At 43.3% G+C, this 13,662-nt stretch carries 15 protein-coding genes; 7 read left to right on the top strand and 8 right to left on the bottom strand.

The features are described 5' to 3' along the window. Positions 1-159 precede the first annotated feature (159 nt). Positions 160-1,245 (bottom strand): saccharopine dehydrogenase family protein, encoded by a 1,086-nt coding sequence (locus J2T20_RS09325; RefSeq protein WP_307587695.1) that lies wholly within the window; start codon positions 1,243-1,245, stop codon positions 160-162. A 65-nt stretch (positions 1,246-1,310) separates the two neighbouring features. Beyond that, positions 1,311-1,766, bottom strand: a complete 456-nt coding sequence (locus tag J2T20_RS09320) for a MarR family winged helix-turn-helix transcriptional regulator (protein ID WP_307587693.1) — start codon at positions 1,764-1,766, stop codon at positions 1,311-1,313. 478 nt (positions 1,767-2,244) lie between these two features. On the opposite strand from J2T20_RS09320, the gene J2T20_RS09315 reads away from it, so the two are divergent. The 3 genes from J2T20_RS09315 (at position 2,245) to J2T20_RS25750 (ending at position 3,590) form a co-directional block, all read left to right on the top strand. Further along, complete coding sequence (locus tag J2T20_RS09315) at positions 2,245-2,472, top strand: hypothetical protein (RefSeq protein ID WP_307587691.1); 228 nt, start codon at positions 2,245-2,247, stop codon at positions 2,470-2,472. A gap of 233 nt (positions 2,473-2,705) precedes the next feature. Next, positions 2,706-3,467 (top strand): leucine-rich repeat domain-containing protein, encoded by a 762-nt coding sequence (locus J2T20_RS09310; protein ID WP_307587689.1) that lies wholly within the window; start codon positions 2,706-2,708, stop codon positions 3,465-3,467. After that, positions 3,468-3,590, top strand: coding sequence for a stalk domain-containing protein (locus J2T20_RS25750; RefSeq protein ID WP_373457781.1), 123 nt, complete (start codon positions 3,468-3,470; stop codon positions 3,588-3,590). It abuts the gene before it with no gap. A gap of 512 nt (positions 3,591-4,102) precedes the next feature. On the opposite strand, the gene J2T20_RS09305 is transcribed toward J2T20_RS25750, so the two are convergent. The 4 genes from J2T20_RS09305 to J2T20_RS09285 all read right to left on the bottom strand — a co-directional run bounded on the left by J2T20_RS09305 (position 4,103) and on the right by J2T20_RS09285 (position 7,673). After that, positions 4,103-5,014 carry an oxidoreductase gene (locus J2T20_RS09305; protein ID WP_307587687.1) on the bottom strand — a complete coding sequence of 304 codons (912 nt, stop codon included), beginning with the start codon at positions 5,012-5,014 and terminating at the stop codon, positions 4,103-4,105. A gap of 98 nt (positions 5,015-5,112) precedes the next feature. Beyond that, a complete protein-coding gene (locus tag J2T20_RS09300; RefSeq protein WP_307587685.1) occupies positions 5,113-5,775 on the bottom strand; it encodes a TetR family transcriptional regulator in 663 nt (220 codons plus the stop codon). 543 nt (positions 5,776-6,318) lie between these two features. Continuing rightward, on the bottom strand, positions 6,319-6,792 hold the full coding sequence (locus J2T20_RS25915) for a hypothetical protein (protein ID WP_444939699.1): 474 nt from the start codon (positions 6,790-6,792) through the stop codon (positions 6,319-6,321). Between the two features lie 14 nt (positions 6,793-6,806). Continuing rightward, the gene (locus J2T20_RS09285; protein WP_307587681.1) at positions 6,807-7,673 is read right to left on the bottom strand and encodes a LysR family transcriptional regulator; all 867 of its coding nucleotides are present in this window, start codon (positions 7,671-7,673) and stop codon (positions 6,807-6,809) included. Positions 7,674-7,819: 146 nt separating this feature from the next. On the opposite strand from J2T20_RS09285, the gene J2T20_RS09280 reads away from it, so the two are divergent. Together J2T20_RS09280 and J2T20_RS09275 are read left to right on the top strand one after the other, a co-directional pair. Further along, positions 7,820-8,386 (top strand): RBBP9/YdeN family alpha/beta hydrolase, encoded by a 567-nt coding sequence (locus J2T20_RS09280; protein WP_307587679.1) that lies wholly within the window; start codon positions 7,820-7,822, stop codon positions 8,384-8,386. A 5-nt stretch (positions 8,387-8,391) separates the two neighbouring features. Further along, entirely contained in the window at positions 8,392-9,096 is a 705-nt protein-coding gene (locus J2T20_RS09275) for a CTP synthase C-terminal region-related (seleno)protein (protein ID WP_307587678.1), read from the top strand. A gap of 381 nt (positions 9,097-9,477) precedes the next feature. Here J2T20_RS09275 and J2T20_RS09270 read toward each other — a convergent pair whose 3' ends face one another. Next, positions 9,478-9,927: a GNAT family N-acetyltransferase gene (locus J2T20_RS09270; protein ID WP_307587677.1), complete on the bottom strand. Its 450-nt coding sequence runs from the start codon at positions 9,925-9,927 to the stop codon at positions 9,478-9,480. Positions 9,928-10,310: 383 nt separating this feature from the next. After that, positions 10,311-10,892, bottom strand: a complete 582-nt coding sequence (locus J2T20_RS09265; RefSeq protein WP_307587676.1) for a TetR/AcrR family transcriptional regulator — start codon at positions 10,890-10,892, stop codon at positions 10,311-10,313. A 374-nt stretch (positions 10,893-11,266) separates the two neighbouring features. Here J2T20_RS09265 and J2T20_RS09260 point away from each other — a divergent pair, with 374 nt between their 5' ends. Both J2T20_RS09260 and J2T20_RS09255 read left to right on the top strand, forming a co-directional pair. After that, on the top strand, positions 11,267-12,472 hold the full coding sequence (locus J2T20_RS09260; protein ID WP_307587943.1) for an MFS transporter: 1,206 nt from the start codon (positions 11,267-11,269) through the stop codon (positions 12,470-12,472). A 116-nt stretch (positions 12,473-12,588) separates the two neighbouring features. Continuing rightward, complete coding sequence (locus J2T20_RS09255; RefSeq protein ID WP_307587674.1) at positions 12,589-13,650, top strand: LLM class flavin-dependent oxidoreductase; 1,062 nt, start codon at positions 12,589-12,591, stop codon at positions 13,648-13,650. The last annotated feature ends 12 nt before the right edge of the window (positions 13,651-13,662 follow it).

The raw sequence follows: 13,662 nt of genomic DNA, 5'->3' as shown, positions 1-13,662 counted from the left end.
GGAGCAGTGCCAAAGGACTCTCCCCGGTCTACTTCATTTTTTTTCGAATTTCTCTCTAAAAAACCCAGTTAATGGAAATTGGTATATCCCATCCATAACATCGGGACTCGGCTTCCGTTCTTCCTCTCGTGACATGAGAGATGATTTCTTTATTCGTTATTAGGGATATTGTTGGCCATTTATCCTGGTTTGAATAGAAACCATGCCATTCATAAGACGGCATAGGGTCTCTAAATCAAATAACTGATCAATATGATATACACCATGGGGGTACGGAGAACGGTAAACAGCATCCGCTACAGCTGAGGCGACTTTGGCGGTAATTTCGGCTTCCTTTCTCCCCTGGAGGAAGCATTCTACCAACATATTCTCTTGGCTCTTTTTCCCCCGTGCATCAATTTTCACGGCAAACATCTCGGTTCCGAGATGTATCCTGCCGAACAATTGGACGACGATATTGCGAATCGGCCTATATCTCAATAAGTGGAATACTCCAGCTGTTCTCAGCCAAGCCAATAATTCGGTTACTGGTGTTGAATCGAAACAGAGGCGTGTGGAGACTGACGATACACCAAGCGTTCGCGGTAGCACATGTTGATCCGAAAAATTGAATCGATATGCTTTTTTACGTCCCAGACCTATTCCAAAGTCGGTTATTTTACCGTCTTTAAAGCTGGAGACTGCCGTCATACGTCCATCTTTAATGACACCAAATTGCGTGCCTAAGTTATCGATCGTCCATTCGATGGCGGCTTTGCCATGCTGATCTCCCAATCCAAGCATGATGGATATATCTATAGCATCCGTCTGATCCATCAAACCTGTGGCATGGAGAGCCATCAAATTTGTCATCCCCGGAGCAAGACCAATGCTCAACACGGCTGTTGTATGACGGTCATAAGCTTCTGAATGCAATTTTTCCACCTGAGAAAGAAACGAAACATTCGCGGAAATATCTACATAAAGGATTTCTCTTTCGAAACAAGAACGAACGAAGTTGGTATCCGTTTGATCCAGACACATAATGATCAACTTCACGTTATCTAGAACATCCGGATTGACCGGTTCGTTGATGTTGAGTTGTAAGGGCATGACCTTTCCACCGGTTGCGCGGCTGAATAGTTCCGCACGTTCTAGGCTTCTTCCAGCAGCAAAAACTTTACCGGGATATAACTCGCATAGCTCTCTGCAGATCATTTGTCCTACATGACCATAACCACCAATCACGACAATATGTTCCTTCATTTAGATTCCCCCCTGCTCCCTGTAATGATATTAGTATAGTTACTAAACTAATTAATCAAAAAAAATTATTTTCGTAAAAAGGAGTTTAACTTATCAATGCCTTTCTCAAATATTTCGATCTCCTGTTCGCTTAACTGAGCACGCAATTGATTGTAAAATTGGCGTTGGACTTCTTCGTGAGCCGTATTAGCCTCTTTTCCTTTTTCGGTAAGTGAAATCATGGTCCCTCTCGAATCATTGGGATGGGGTGAACGCACGACAAGTTCTTTAATTTCCAATCGTGCAATAAGCTGCGTGACCGCACCTTTTGTAATTCCCAGGCGCCCGGCGAGTTCGCTCATAAGAACAGTTCCCTCGGAACCGATAGCCTCAATAGTATGAATTTCGCTGGGGGTTAAAGGTCCGGCGCTTCCAAAGGTATGGGGTTGACGTTCAAGTCGCCGAAGCTGCATAATCAAGCGTCCCAGATTACGGCTTCCGGTATTGTTGTCGTTTAATTGATTAGACTTATTTTTATCCATAAATTTAGTATAGTTTCTAAACCTAATAATTGTCAAGCGATGGTAAAAATATAGCCGTCATACCGTATAAGGTGAACCGTCGTAGATAGTAGTTTTCAATTTGCCAAAAAGTTTGTGTTAAGGTTAAGAAAGTTGCTAATTAATGTTATAAGGTGGTTGTTTTTATACTAGGATTGCCGTATACAGGTGATTTTTGTTACTGGGCGATGGGTAAGCCATTTGAGCGTCTATTTTCTCATTTACATGCACTCATAAGCGAGGAAAAGGAAGGTATTCAACAACGTGGGGCTGAACTTATTGCCCTATCTTTAATTTCTGAGGATCTCTTCGAAAGTCAACAAATCCAAGGACAAATGGAGACTTTACTAACAAAAATGCTAACTGGGTCTCTAGCTCATCGTGGAGGTGTGGGGAAATATTTTCGAACAATTTGTTGAATAATCCCTGCCCCATTCTTAAAGATGGTTTATACCGACTTATGAATGATGAAGACGAAGAGGTTCAGCGACAGGTAGGATTTTTCTTGTACAATCTTAAGAAGAGTCACCAAGAACTTAGTGGAGATATTCACACATTAATTCTGGATTATGCCGGATCAAGGTCCATGATGTACGGAGGATATAACTTGGGTGCGGTTTTGTGGGAACAGGCTACTGATTACCCGGAATGGAGATTTGATACACGCGGTAATAAATATCTATACTGATCCTTTAGCTGATGAAGTGTTTCAGAGTCAAGCAATGGATACGTACGATCATTTAATGGAATTATACTCCATACAGGCTCAAGTTGTTCTTGCTGAGTGGGATCGTCGCTAGAAGTAAGTTTCCGGAGGACGAAGAGAAGAAGTTGGTAGTTGAAAGATGTCTTGGTCGTTCATGAAAAATCCGATAAAAGTAAGGATGGCACCCATTCGAGTTGCTTAAAAGGAGAGTCTATATGCCTACTCAATTAGTAAAAAATATCATCGTGTTTTGTTTGGTTCTCGTATTCTTACCGGCAACATCCATTTGGGCCGCATCCGTTATTACGGACCCGGCTTTGGCGAAAGCCATTCGAGCGGAATTAAAGCTGTCGGCTAATAAAGAGGTCAAGGCGAGTGATTTGCAGAAGTTGAAATCTTTGTATCCTATGGAATCCAAGAATAAAATCATCAGTTTGCAAGGACTTGAATATGCCGTTAACATGCAGAGACTATTTCTGCCTGGTCAAAATATAAAGAATATTACACCGCTCGGCAAGTTGAAAAAACTGACGTTTTTAGCTGTTGACGGGAATCAGATTACAGACCTTTCACCGCTTTCCGGGTTAAGTTCTCTGCAAACACTGGTTGTTGACGATAACAAGATAAAAAGTCTAATGCCGTTGAAGAATTTACACAAGCTGACCGATCTTCTTGCCAGCAACAATCAGGTGGCAGATCTAAGGCCCATTCAGAAATTGAAGTTAAAATGGATCATGCTGAGCGGAAATAAAATTCAAGATTTGACGCCATTAAAAAATCACCCTACATTGGAGTATCTTTATCTGGACGATAACCTCATCCGGGATATTGAAGTGCTCGAAACGATACCGCATTTAAGAGAAGTATCTTTGGCAAACAACCCGCTGAATGAGCTAGCGAGGCAGGTTGTCAAAAAACTAGAGAACAATGGCGTCATTGTAGATTTGGGAAATAACGATGGTACTAAGCCAGAGTAGATTCAAGTTTCTCTCGATGGGGAGTCGGTCACTTTCGATGTCGCACCTTTCATAATAGACGGAAGCGTAATGGTTCCATTTCGAGCCTTATTCGAAAAACTTAGCGCTGATGAGAATAATTGATGCTTAGATCATAAAAAAGGCCATCCCGCAAAGGATGGCCTTAAAACTTGCCGCTTCAGACAGCGGGGTGAACCTTATCACAAGTAGGGCGAAATTGGGCCTTAACTGCTTGCGGTCTCGGGAGCCAGCAAGCGGTTATTTTTGATTACCCGCGAAGACCGTATGACGGAGAAGGAATTCGCGATTGATTCAAGTGTGTACCCCTTAATGTTCAATCCGAACGCTTAGTGAAGTGTGAACGAATATGGTTTGTCCTTTCATCAGTCCACAGCTTTTAAGTGCTGGGTTAGGTCTTCTTTCGTTAAGATGGCTCTTGTTTCTTGTATTTCACTCATGTTAATCCCACCTTTCATAACAATAAAAAAACAACCCCGCAATAAGCAGCGAGGTTGTCTCCAGAAAAGCCAGGGAAGCAGTGCCCTTCAATTCAATAATTTTCTATATTATACCCTAAAAATTCCATCTGAGAATGGCGCAGAGAGTGTAGGATCGATGACCAAGTTGCGCGATCTTCATACAGGATAGGTTACTCCCGTTAATTCCTCGGACACCTTCCATAAACGCTCCGCCAGCATTCGGTCATGGGTAAGGCTGCTGGACGTAACTTGTACCGGGTAGCCTTTTCGCCCGTTCTTGCCCGAGGGGCCGAAATACTCTCCGCCTAGCACATTTGGATCTGTAGCGGCTCTGAGAATTGGCAGAGCTCCCATCTCCGGCGGCTGCGATAGGTAATGAGCGATCCGTTTGACAATACCATTCAAATTATGCTGGAGATTAGTCACAGACCAACCGGGATGTGCGCATAAGGATAGGATGGGTACATCCTTTGCTTTGCATCTTCGATCGAGCTCATAGGCGAATAGGATATTAGCCAGTTTGCTTTGGGAATAAGCCCGTTGTTTATCGTAGTGTGTATTCCATTGCAGGTCCTCAAAATTAATGTTCGCCCCCTTCCAGCAGTTCGCCAGGCTACTTATGGTTACCACTCTGGCTTGTTCTGATTGCATGATTAACGGCAGCAGCAACCCGGTTAGTGCATAATGCCCCAGATGATTGACGCCAAATTGCAGCTCAAACCCATCCTTTGTCAAGCTGAATGGCGGCACCATTACGCCTGCATTATTGATCAGAATATCGAGCCGCTTATATTTCTCTTGAAATGTGCTGCAAAAGTCTCTGACGGAATCCAAATCCGAGAGATCCAGCTTCATGGCTTTAACTAATGCGTTAGGATACACGTTCCGTATTTCCTGCGCAGCTGCATGGCCTCTATCTGTGTTCCTTACAGCTAATACCACGGTTGCACCCTTGCGGGCCAGTACCTTAGCTTGTTCAAATCCGAGTCCCGTATTGCCACCGGTAATGATCACGACAGCATGATGCAGATCCTTTATCTGTTCTTCGCTCCAATTGGGGTTACCCATTGCTGCTCTCCTCCTTGATTTTTAAGTTACCAACGGTACCTTAAAAATAACATACCACTGGTAACTTTTCAATCATAAATAAAGGATGCCGTGAGAATTCAAGCATCCTTTCTTCTTTTATTAAGAAAATCCTTAATATGCGCTTCTATACCTTGGGACAAGACATGGTTGAAGCTATAGTCGATATTCAAATGTTCAAAACCGCTTAATACCTGATGCATCGTGTCTGTTGGATTGGATAAGGGCCACAGCGAAGAGGCGGTTAGAAATGCATAGTACTGGATATAAAATCCGTCCTGCATCGTTAGATTTGGATAGAGGATCGTAAGTTGAATGGCAAGTCGTTGTTGTAAGTCAATGTTCGTTGCCTTAAAGCTTCTCAAGGATGGTTCTGAGCTGTTCCTTTCCAAAGCAATTCCGAGAAACGGCATCAGCTTCAACAGATGGGGATGATTTCGGTATACCTTCACCCAAAGTGTGCTCACTTCCATCGGTATCGGATGGATACTCAATTTCGTTAAGGCTTCAATTAGTTCCTTATGAAAGCATTCATACTCTTGACCGTATATGTCCAGAAAGATTTCTTCGCGGCTGCTAAAATACCTGTAGATACTAGGTTTGCTGATCTGAAGCTCTCTTGCGATAGCATTTAATGTGATATTGTTATATTCGTTTTCTTCGAACAGTTTATAGGCAGCATCCAGAATTTCTTGTTTTCTGGATTCAATTTGCTCCGTTGACCTTGCTCTCTTCCAGTCCATCGAACCACCCCGACGTTAGATATGAATACATAAACTATAACATATCTGCCGCGAATCACATATTGGAGCAAGTTTTTTGTCTGGAATACAATAGAACAGCGCATCCTTCTCACCATCTTAGCCATTGTGATTTCCATTAAATCTTCCTCGGAAACATTTTCGATTCGTTTAACAAATCGCACATCTGCTCTGGATCATTGGATTGCTCAGAGTCAAAACTCAGGGTCTTTCACGGAGAAAGCTAATCGTACACCAGAGGAGAATGAGCTTCTTGTAGGGCGAAATTTGAGTTGTGCAAAAGGCCATTATTTTTCGTCTAGGCATCTTGAAGCATCACACTTGTAGTATATCTAATTGGTATAAAAATCTTATTGAGGGAACTAGATTGAAGGGAACAGCGGAAGATGATGGATATATGGGATTAATTGTTGTTGATTCCTCTTGGTTTAAAGCATGGGAAACAAAGTCCCAACAATGTCTTATGGAATCACTACAAGAGAATAGCTACAACTTGAAGAGTTTTAATGAGCATGTTTCTGATGATTACGAAAGCCACGTGACAACTGGCATTAAGCTATTAGAGATTGTCCGAGATGAGTTGCAATTAGGTAGGATTGAAGCGAAGAGCACATTAAATAAATCAGCTTCTTTTGATAATATCGGATTATCGAGCAAGTCACGGATGGAGCAAGCCTCTTCTTCAACAACAACCACTTCCGTATTTTTGCCTCGACCTTCAGTCGATCCTTTGACCACACGATAGCCCAGCGGAACCTTTCCGTTGTGGCTCCCTGTTTTGGCCCGATGTTTATGTCCCATCTCTGGAAGATCAACCGAATGGCCCGAAAAAGTATCGACCTGCTTCAAATCGTGGATTTGCTCAACAAAAATAACATCACCTTCCGCTCCTTCTCCGAAAATTTCGAGACCGAAACACCCATAGGGCGTTTCGCCCTGCAAATGATGGGCGCTGTCGGCGAGCTGTAAATAGTCGTATCTTATGGAATAAGCTTCCAACTATAGAGTGCCAACTACGTAAATAAAGATTGCCCGATAGAAATGAATCTTTGAGCGGCTGGCGATGTTTCGTTCATATAAGGGCAGTAAAGGCCTAAGTGCCTCCAAACAGCAGGCTCCAACTCTCTAACCTCAACATCCGGAAGCGTGTCCGGCAAGGCCAACTGAGGAAGCACTGTAACGCCAAGTCCTTCTTGAACCATGTTTAATATGGTAGCCAGTTCCATTACTTGGAAATGTACGGAAGGAGATAAATCGTATTGCTCGAAGATCTCTCGAATGATGAGTTCGCATCCGCCTGACGGCATGATGAATGGAACGTCCGCAAGCATCTGTACAGGAATCGCCGGGTAGTTTGTGAGCGGGTGACCTTTGGATATAACTACAACCATCTTGTCTCTGGTGATAGGAATAATGGTTTCGTCCCAGCAAAGCTTCGCTATAAACCCCATGTCAATAACTCGATTATTGATCCATTCTTTAACTTCATGATCTGTCCCCTCAAATAGGACGATTTCTATCATCGGGTACATCTGTTTGAAAGTGGCGATCATTTTCGGCAGCAAGCGGGCAGTCGTGCTGGGGAAACTACCGATGCGAATGGTGCCGATCTCAAGCCCCTTCTCGGCAGCCGCCTCTTGTTCGATTATGGATATTTTATTTATGATGTCCCTGACTGGTTTAAGAACCCGCTTTCCAAAATCCGATAGAATCACGCCTCGTTTTTTGTCGCGAATTATCAATGCCACTCCCAATTCAGACTCCATGCTAGCTATCGCATGGCTGACAGCGGATTGAGTCATGTTAAGTACTTCTCCAGCTTTTGTAAAACTGCCGGTTTCAATTACTTTAGAGAATATCTTGAATTGTGTAAATGTCATGAGCATCTCCTCATATCAAATATGAATAAAATCAATTTGATTTATTGTATAATGCCACTTATCTTTAAACAAGAAGAATAAAAGATTAATAGCATCGTGAATGATGCAGTCATAATTTTAAGGACAATTGTGGAGGTGTTTTTATCATGAGCAGAAGCTTTCTCATTTTGTATGGGGTGGGGGGCAGTGGACCCGATCATTGGCAAACATGGTTGCAGCAAGAACTGGAGAAGCAAGGTGAAAAAGTTCGTTTTCCTGACTTTCCAGAGAAAGATCAACCTATCAAGGATGTTTGGCTCGACCATTTATCTTCTGTTATTGAAGAAATTCCTCAAGATGAAGAAGTCATCGTTGTAGCTCACAGCTTAGCGTGCATCATGTGGTTTCACTATGCGGCTTCGTGTCTGAAACGAAAATTGCAGCGTGCCATTCTTGTAGCGCCGCCTTCGCCATTTTTGGAATATGAGCCGGTAATGACGTTTTTTCCTGTTCCGGAAAACATGCTTGAAATTGCAACGGTGGCGGAAAAGACGCTGTTTGTTTTATCCTCAACAGACCCTTATTGTTCGGTAGAAGATGCTGCTCAATATTTAGATTTAGGGGTTCCTTGCGTTATGCTGCCTAAAATGGGACACATCAACGTAGAAGCGGGCTACGGTCCTTGGCCGTGGATTCTAGATGTATGCTTGAACGAGCAAGTTACTCTACGATAGAGAGGATGAACAAAGTGATTCATATCGGACTGATCGGTGATTATGACCAAGAGGTCACAGCACATAGGGCAATTCCTCAAGCGATCGAACTAGCAGCGAATGAACTTGCATGTCCATTTGAGCTTGAATGGCTTGCAACCCCGCTGTTAGAGCAACAAACTGAGCAAATGCTAAGCAAGTACCAGGCTCTATGGGCTGTTCCCGCTACTCCATATGCGAGTATGGAGGGTGCTCTGAACGGCATCAAGTTTGCTAGGGAACAGCGAGTTCCTTTTCTCGGAACATGCGGCGGATACCAACATATGATTATTGAATATGCAAGGAATGTTCTTGGTCTCACCGAAGCTGATCATGCTGAATCGAATCCTGCCGCTTCATTGAAAGTGGTTGCTCCTCTTGCTTGTTCTCTTAATGAACAGACGAACACATTTAAGTTGCACCCAGGCTCAAGCATTGCAAAAATTTATGGTAAAAACGAGATTGTCGAACAATATGGCATCTGTAATTATGGTTTAAATGCTGAGTTTAGGCATTTGTTTGAACAAGGGGAGCTGCGGATTACTGGAGTAGACAGTAATGGCGAGGCGCGTATAATAGAGCTTGCTCCACATCCTTTTTTTATTGGAACGCTTTTTCAGCCGGAACGTTCAGCTTTTAAAAACATCATACACCCGTTGATCTCGGCATTTCTTCAAGCAGCCAAGGCTTGACCCCGGCCAATTGTGGATTAATACAGACACGCCGAGTCGCGGTCATGAAGATTGGAGGAGCTTATGGGGATTATAAAGCAAATGTCTTCACAGGTTGGCGATAGGACTCAGGAAGCCAATCGAATCGTCGCCGCGCAATATCTAGGATAACCCGGCGCTGCTTGCGGAAGTGACGGGAGCTCTTACAGGAACAGATGCCGCACTGCTTGGCGACTGTTGTGAGGTAATGACAAAAGTCGCGGAGTGGCGGCCTGAACTGGTTTCGCCCTACATAGACTTGTTTGTGCTACTGCTATCTCACAAAGGGACAAGAGTGCGGTGGGAGGCCATGCATTGCCGAAGAGAGTGGTATAAAGACCACGCAATAAGGGTTACAACCGCCTAGCTTATGGAAAAGTGAACCCAATCTTTCCCTTTGACAGCACTCATTTTTTCAAAGAAGATTTGAGCGCGTTTGTTATCAGTAGAAGTTATCCAAGTCATGTTAGCATATCCATGATTTTGTGAGTACTTTTGACATTCTAAAAAAAGTTGTGATTCCACTTCTGTACCTCTAAATTGTTCTATTACAAAGAGGTCGTTCATAACGGTGATTTTATCTGCTTTCATAGTGCTAAATGTAAAGAATAAAGTAGCAAAACCGACTAACTCTCCATTTTGTTCTGCCACAAACTGCACACCTTTTTGCTGGTCAAAAAGGGTTCCGATTAAATTATGAATTTTTTCGATAGGTGGCCTAGGGTTTTGATAAAAACCAACGATGTATTCATACATTAACTCGGTCAAACTGCTTAAATCATTTGGCTCAGCGTTTCTGATTAAAAATGACATTAGATGTGCTCCTTTTTCATAAATGTTAAATAATAATACATAAAAAAGTATATATATGCAAATATGAGGTCGGTATTTCAAAAAACAGGAAACGTTAGTGTATTTTAATACATGTTCTGCAAAGAAAAGGCCATCTCATAAAGGATGACCTCTTTCAAAAATTTGCCGCTTCGAATAACGCGCTGAACCGTACCATAAATAATGGATTAACTTTTCGGTAGGGCAGAACCATTGGGTTAATGTATCAGAGCCACGAGAGCCATCAAGTAAATGATGGCAGAAATACAGTGTTTCTTAGCAACCAACGAAACGATGAAGGCAAGAAGCATGAGAATAAGCAATGTCCGCGCTATCCCATTTGTTAAAATTGAACTCACTCCGAATTACTTAAGCAGTGTAAGTATCACCTCTATCGTATTATCAACAAATGATCGCTCTGGACGAGACTTCATTATTACGGTTAGTCCAATTAACGATACAAGTAGCGCCTGTGATACAGCCTTCGCATTTACCCCGATCTCGAGCTCACCTGATTGTATACCTCGTTCAATGGTTTCTTGAAATATGACCGATAGGTACATTTGATGTTCCCTTGTAAGAATTTCAAATTTCTCATCATGAGGCGCAAGTTCGACCATTGTATTGATGCAAAAACATCCCTTTTTGGGGCTAAATGCAAGTTCTTCATCAACTACACCTTCAAAAAAAGTTCGAAATGCTTCTTTTACTGATGGATTGCTTTGAAGTTTGGTTCGGATAAGAGAAGCACGGGACATCGTGTATTTGCGTAGCGCGGCTTCGAACAATTCTTTTTTGCCTCCAAAAGCTGAGTATATACTGGGCCGTTGAATTCCCATTCTCGAAGTTAAATCGCTTAATGAGGTAGCTTCATATCCCTTCTCCCAAAATAGTTGCATAGCTGCATCTAATACTTTTTCTTCGTCAAATTCGCGGATTCGTCCCATAATCAATACCTCTCGTTAACTCTTAGTTTTTTCTTAACTGCTCAATGATTCTGATCATATGCAATGGTTTGCGGCCTTTATTTACGTACCAAATGGTATAATATTATTTTATAATTATCCGTTTATATTGTCAAATGTAGGTTGGTTTGTCCTAACAAGGGAAGATTATATATAAGATATAACATAGTGGATTTGCAATAATGATTGACAGTACTCGTTATTAAAAGTTATATTTACTGGGAATTATATCATACTGATTAGTATGATATTTTATCGGTATTTAAAATTAATAGAAATAGGATGTGTACAAAATGAAGGAGGCTAAAGTAAAAGTAGCAGTTAATGCTGATATAAAGGCGAATTCATCACCGGGGATGATGATCAGATCTGATACAGCTCATGGTCCTTTCATGTCTCGATATGTGACACTATTGTTTGCGGCTGCCTGCGGGATGTCTGTTGCCAATATCTACTTCGCACAACCGATACTCGATGATCTGTCGAGTGAGTTCAGTATTGACTATTCAACCATTGGCATTCTCATTACCATCACTCAGATCTTTTATGCAGTGGGACTGTTGCTGCTGGTGCCGCTTGGGGATTTACTGAACCAGCGCCGACTGATTATCGGTCAGATGCTATTATCCATGATAGCTCTGGTTATAGTTGGCACTGCCTCCTCCAGCATGGCACTATTCGCAGGTATGGCTTTGGTGGGACTGCTTGCCGTTGTGACGCAGACTCTTGTGGCGTTCGCGGCGACAATGGCTACCCCTGCCGAACGAGGACGCGTCGTTGGCATGGTAACAAGTGGAATTGTGATTGGCATTCTTCTTGCTCGATCCATTTCAGGAATATTAACGGATCTTGCGGGTTGGCGTTCCATATATTTGGTTTCTGCTGCGTTTATGCTTCTTATGGTTTGTGCATTAATTAGGGTTTTGCCAAATGTTGAGCGTGGGGTAAAATCACTGTCCTATCCCCACCTGCTTAGATCCGTGTTTATGTTGTTCGCACAAGAACGAATATTACGTATCCGCGCTATTTTGGCACTGCTGATTTTTACTGATTTCAGTATTTTGTGGACTTCACTAGTACTCCCTCTTAGCGCGCCGCCATTATCCCTTTCGCACACTGCAATTGGGGCGTTTGGTCTCGCAGGAGTTGCCGGAGCATTAGCTGCAGCACGTGCGGGGAAGCTAGCCGATCGAGGTTACGGACAGAGAACGACGGGCTTATCTTTGATTCTATTGTTGATATCATGGTTGCTAATCAGCTGTATAGAACGGTCGCTGTTCGCGTTGGTCATTGGCATTGTACTTCTTGACTTAGCGGTGCAGGCCGTTCATGTCACTAATCAAAGTATGATCTTAGCATTGCGTACGGAGGCGCGCAGTCGGCTCACTGCCGGGTACATGGTTTTCTATTCCATCGGCAGTGCTACCGGCTCTATCACTTCGACCCATATATATGCGCACTATGGCTGGGACGGAGTATGCTTGCTCGGAGCCTCTGTTAGTGCTATAGCTCTTCTGTTTTGGGCGATGACCAGCCGCGCTACGGCTGCCGCATTAAAATAAAGCTTGTGTCCTTTGATAAACAGATATGAAGATTCAGCAGCATTAATCTGAGCTACATATCAACCTGCTTTCAAAGCTGTTGACAGATAAAGCTATTAGAATAGGAGAGATTGACCGTGGAGATAGGTATTACTTCGTTTGTAGAAACAAAGCCGGACATTCAGACTGGTGAAGTGATGAGTCACGCACAGCGATTGCGTGAAGTTGTTGAGGAAATTGTCCTTGCTGATCAAGTAGGACTTGATGTGTTTGGCGTAGGTGAGCATCATCGGAAGGATTATGCGGCATCTTCACCAGCACTTGTGCTGTCTGCGGCTGCATCACAGACGAAACGGATTCGGCTGACCAGTGCAGTGACGGTGCTTTCTTCAGCTGATCCGGTGCGCGTTTTTCAGGATTTTGCTACGCTGGATGGCATTTCAAATGGACGTGCGGAGATTATATCGGGCCGGGGTTCCTTTATTGAATCTTTTCCACTGTTTGGCTATGACTTGAATGACTATGATGAGCTGTTTGAAGAACATTTGGAATTACTCCTTAAAATACGGGAGTCCGAAAAAGTAACCTGGAAGGGCGGGCATCGGCCAGCGATTAACAATTTGGGCGTGTATCCACGGCCCGTTCAGAATCCTTTACCGATATGGGTTGGCAGCGGGGGCAGACAGGAGTCTGCTATCCGTGCAGGTCTGTTAGGACTGCCACTGATGCTGGCGATAATTGGTGGAAAACCGACGGATTTTGCACCGCTCGTGCAGCTTTATAAGAAAGCAGCAGCGCACGCTGGTCATGACGAATCGCGGCTTAAGGTTGGGTCGCACTCAATAGGATTTGTTGGAGAGAATACTGAACGAGCTGCAGATACATTTTTTCCTTCTACCATGGCAGGTATGAATAGATTAGGCAAGGAGCGGGGCTGGGCGCATTATGATCGTTCTAGTTACGATGCCGCGCGCAGCTTTGAAGGTGCACTGTATGTCGGCGATCCCGAGACTGTTGCCCAGAAGATCATTCACCTTCGCAAAAATGTAGGCATTACACGCTTTATGCTGTATGTTCCGTTAAGCACGATGCCGCATGCCGAGGTGATGAGAGCCATTGAGCTGCTAGGAACAGAGGTAGCACCCCGAGTTCTGGAAGAAATAACCAAGTGGGAAGCTGAGACGGAAAAAAGATCATAATTTAATTATAGG

This window comes from Paenibacillus wynnii, from assembly GCF_030812855.1.
Taxonomy (GTDB): Bacteria; Bacillota; Bacilli; order Paenibacillales; family Paenibacillaceae; genus Paenibacillus_AQ; species Paenibacillus_AQ wynnii_A.
This window is presented reverse-complemented; position numbering and strand designations above follow the sequence as displayed.

Bases quoted from the DNA above. Each gene is read 5' to 3' on its own strand.
- J2T20_RS09275 (WP_307587678.1), top strand. From the start codon at position 8,392: ATGAACAAAGTGATTCATATCGGACTGATCGGTGATTATGACCAAGAG.
- J2T20_RS09325 (WP_307587695.1), bottom strand. From the start codon at position 1,245: ATGAAGGAACATATTGTCGTGATTGGTGGTTATGGTCATGTAGGACAA.
- J2T20_RS09285 (WP_307587681.1), bottom strand. From the start codon at position 7,673: ATGACATTTACACAATTCAAGATATTCTCTAAAGTAATTGAAACCGGC.
- J2T20_RS09300 (WP_307587685.1), bottom strand. From the start codon at position 5,775: ATGGACTGGAAGAGAGCAAGGTCAACGGAGCAAATTGAATCCAGAAAA.
- J2T20_RS09260 (WP_307587943.1), top strand. From the start codon at position 11,267: ATGATGATCAGATCTGATACAGCTCATGGTCCTTTCATGTCTCGATAT.
- J2T20_RS09270 (WP_307587677.1), bottom strand. From the start codon at position 9,927: ATGTCATTTTTAATCAGAAACGCTGAGCCAAATGATTTAAGCAGTTTG.
- J2T20_RS09310 (WP_307587689.1), top strand. From the start codon at position 2,706: ATGCCTACTCAATTAGTAAAAAATATCATCGTGTTTTGTTTGGTTCTC.
- J2T20_RS09280 (WP_307587679.1), top strand. From the start codon at position 7,820: ATGAGCAGAAGCTTTCTCATTTTGTATGGGGTGGGGGGCAGTGGACCC.
- J2T20_RS09305 (WP_307587687.1), bottom strand. From the start codon at position 5,014: ATGGGTAACCCCAATTGGAGCGAAGAACAGATAAAGGATCTGCATCAT.
- J2T20_RS09265 (WP_307587676.1), bottom strand. From the start codon at position 10,892: ATGGGACGAATCCGCGAATTTGACGAAGAAAAAGTATTAGATGCAGCT.
- J2T20_RS09315 (WP_307587691.1), top strand. From the start codon at position 2,245: ATGAATGATGAAGACGAAGAGGTTCAGCGACAGGTAGGATTTTTCTTG.
- J2T20_RS09320 (WP_307587693.1), bottom strand. From the start codon at position 1,766: ATGGATAAAAATAAGTCTAATCAATTAAACGACAACAATACCGGAAGC.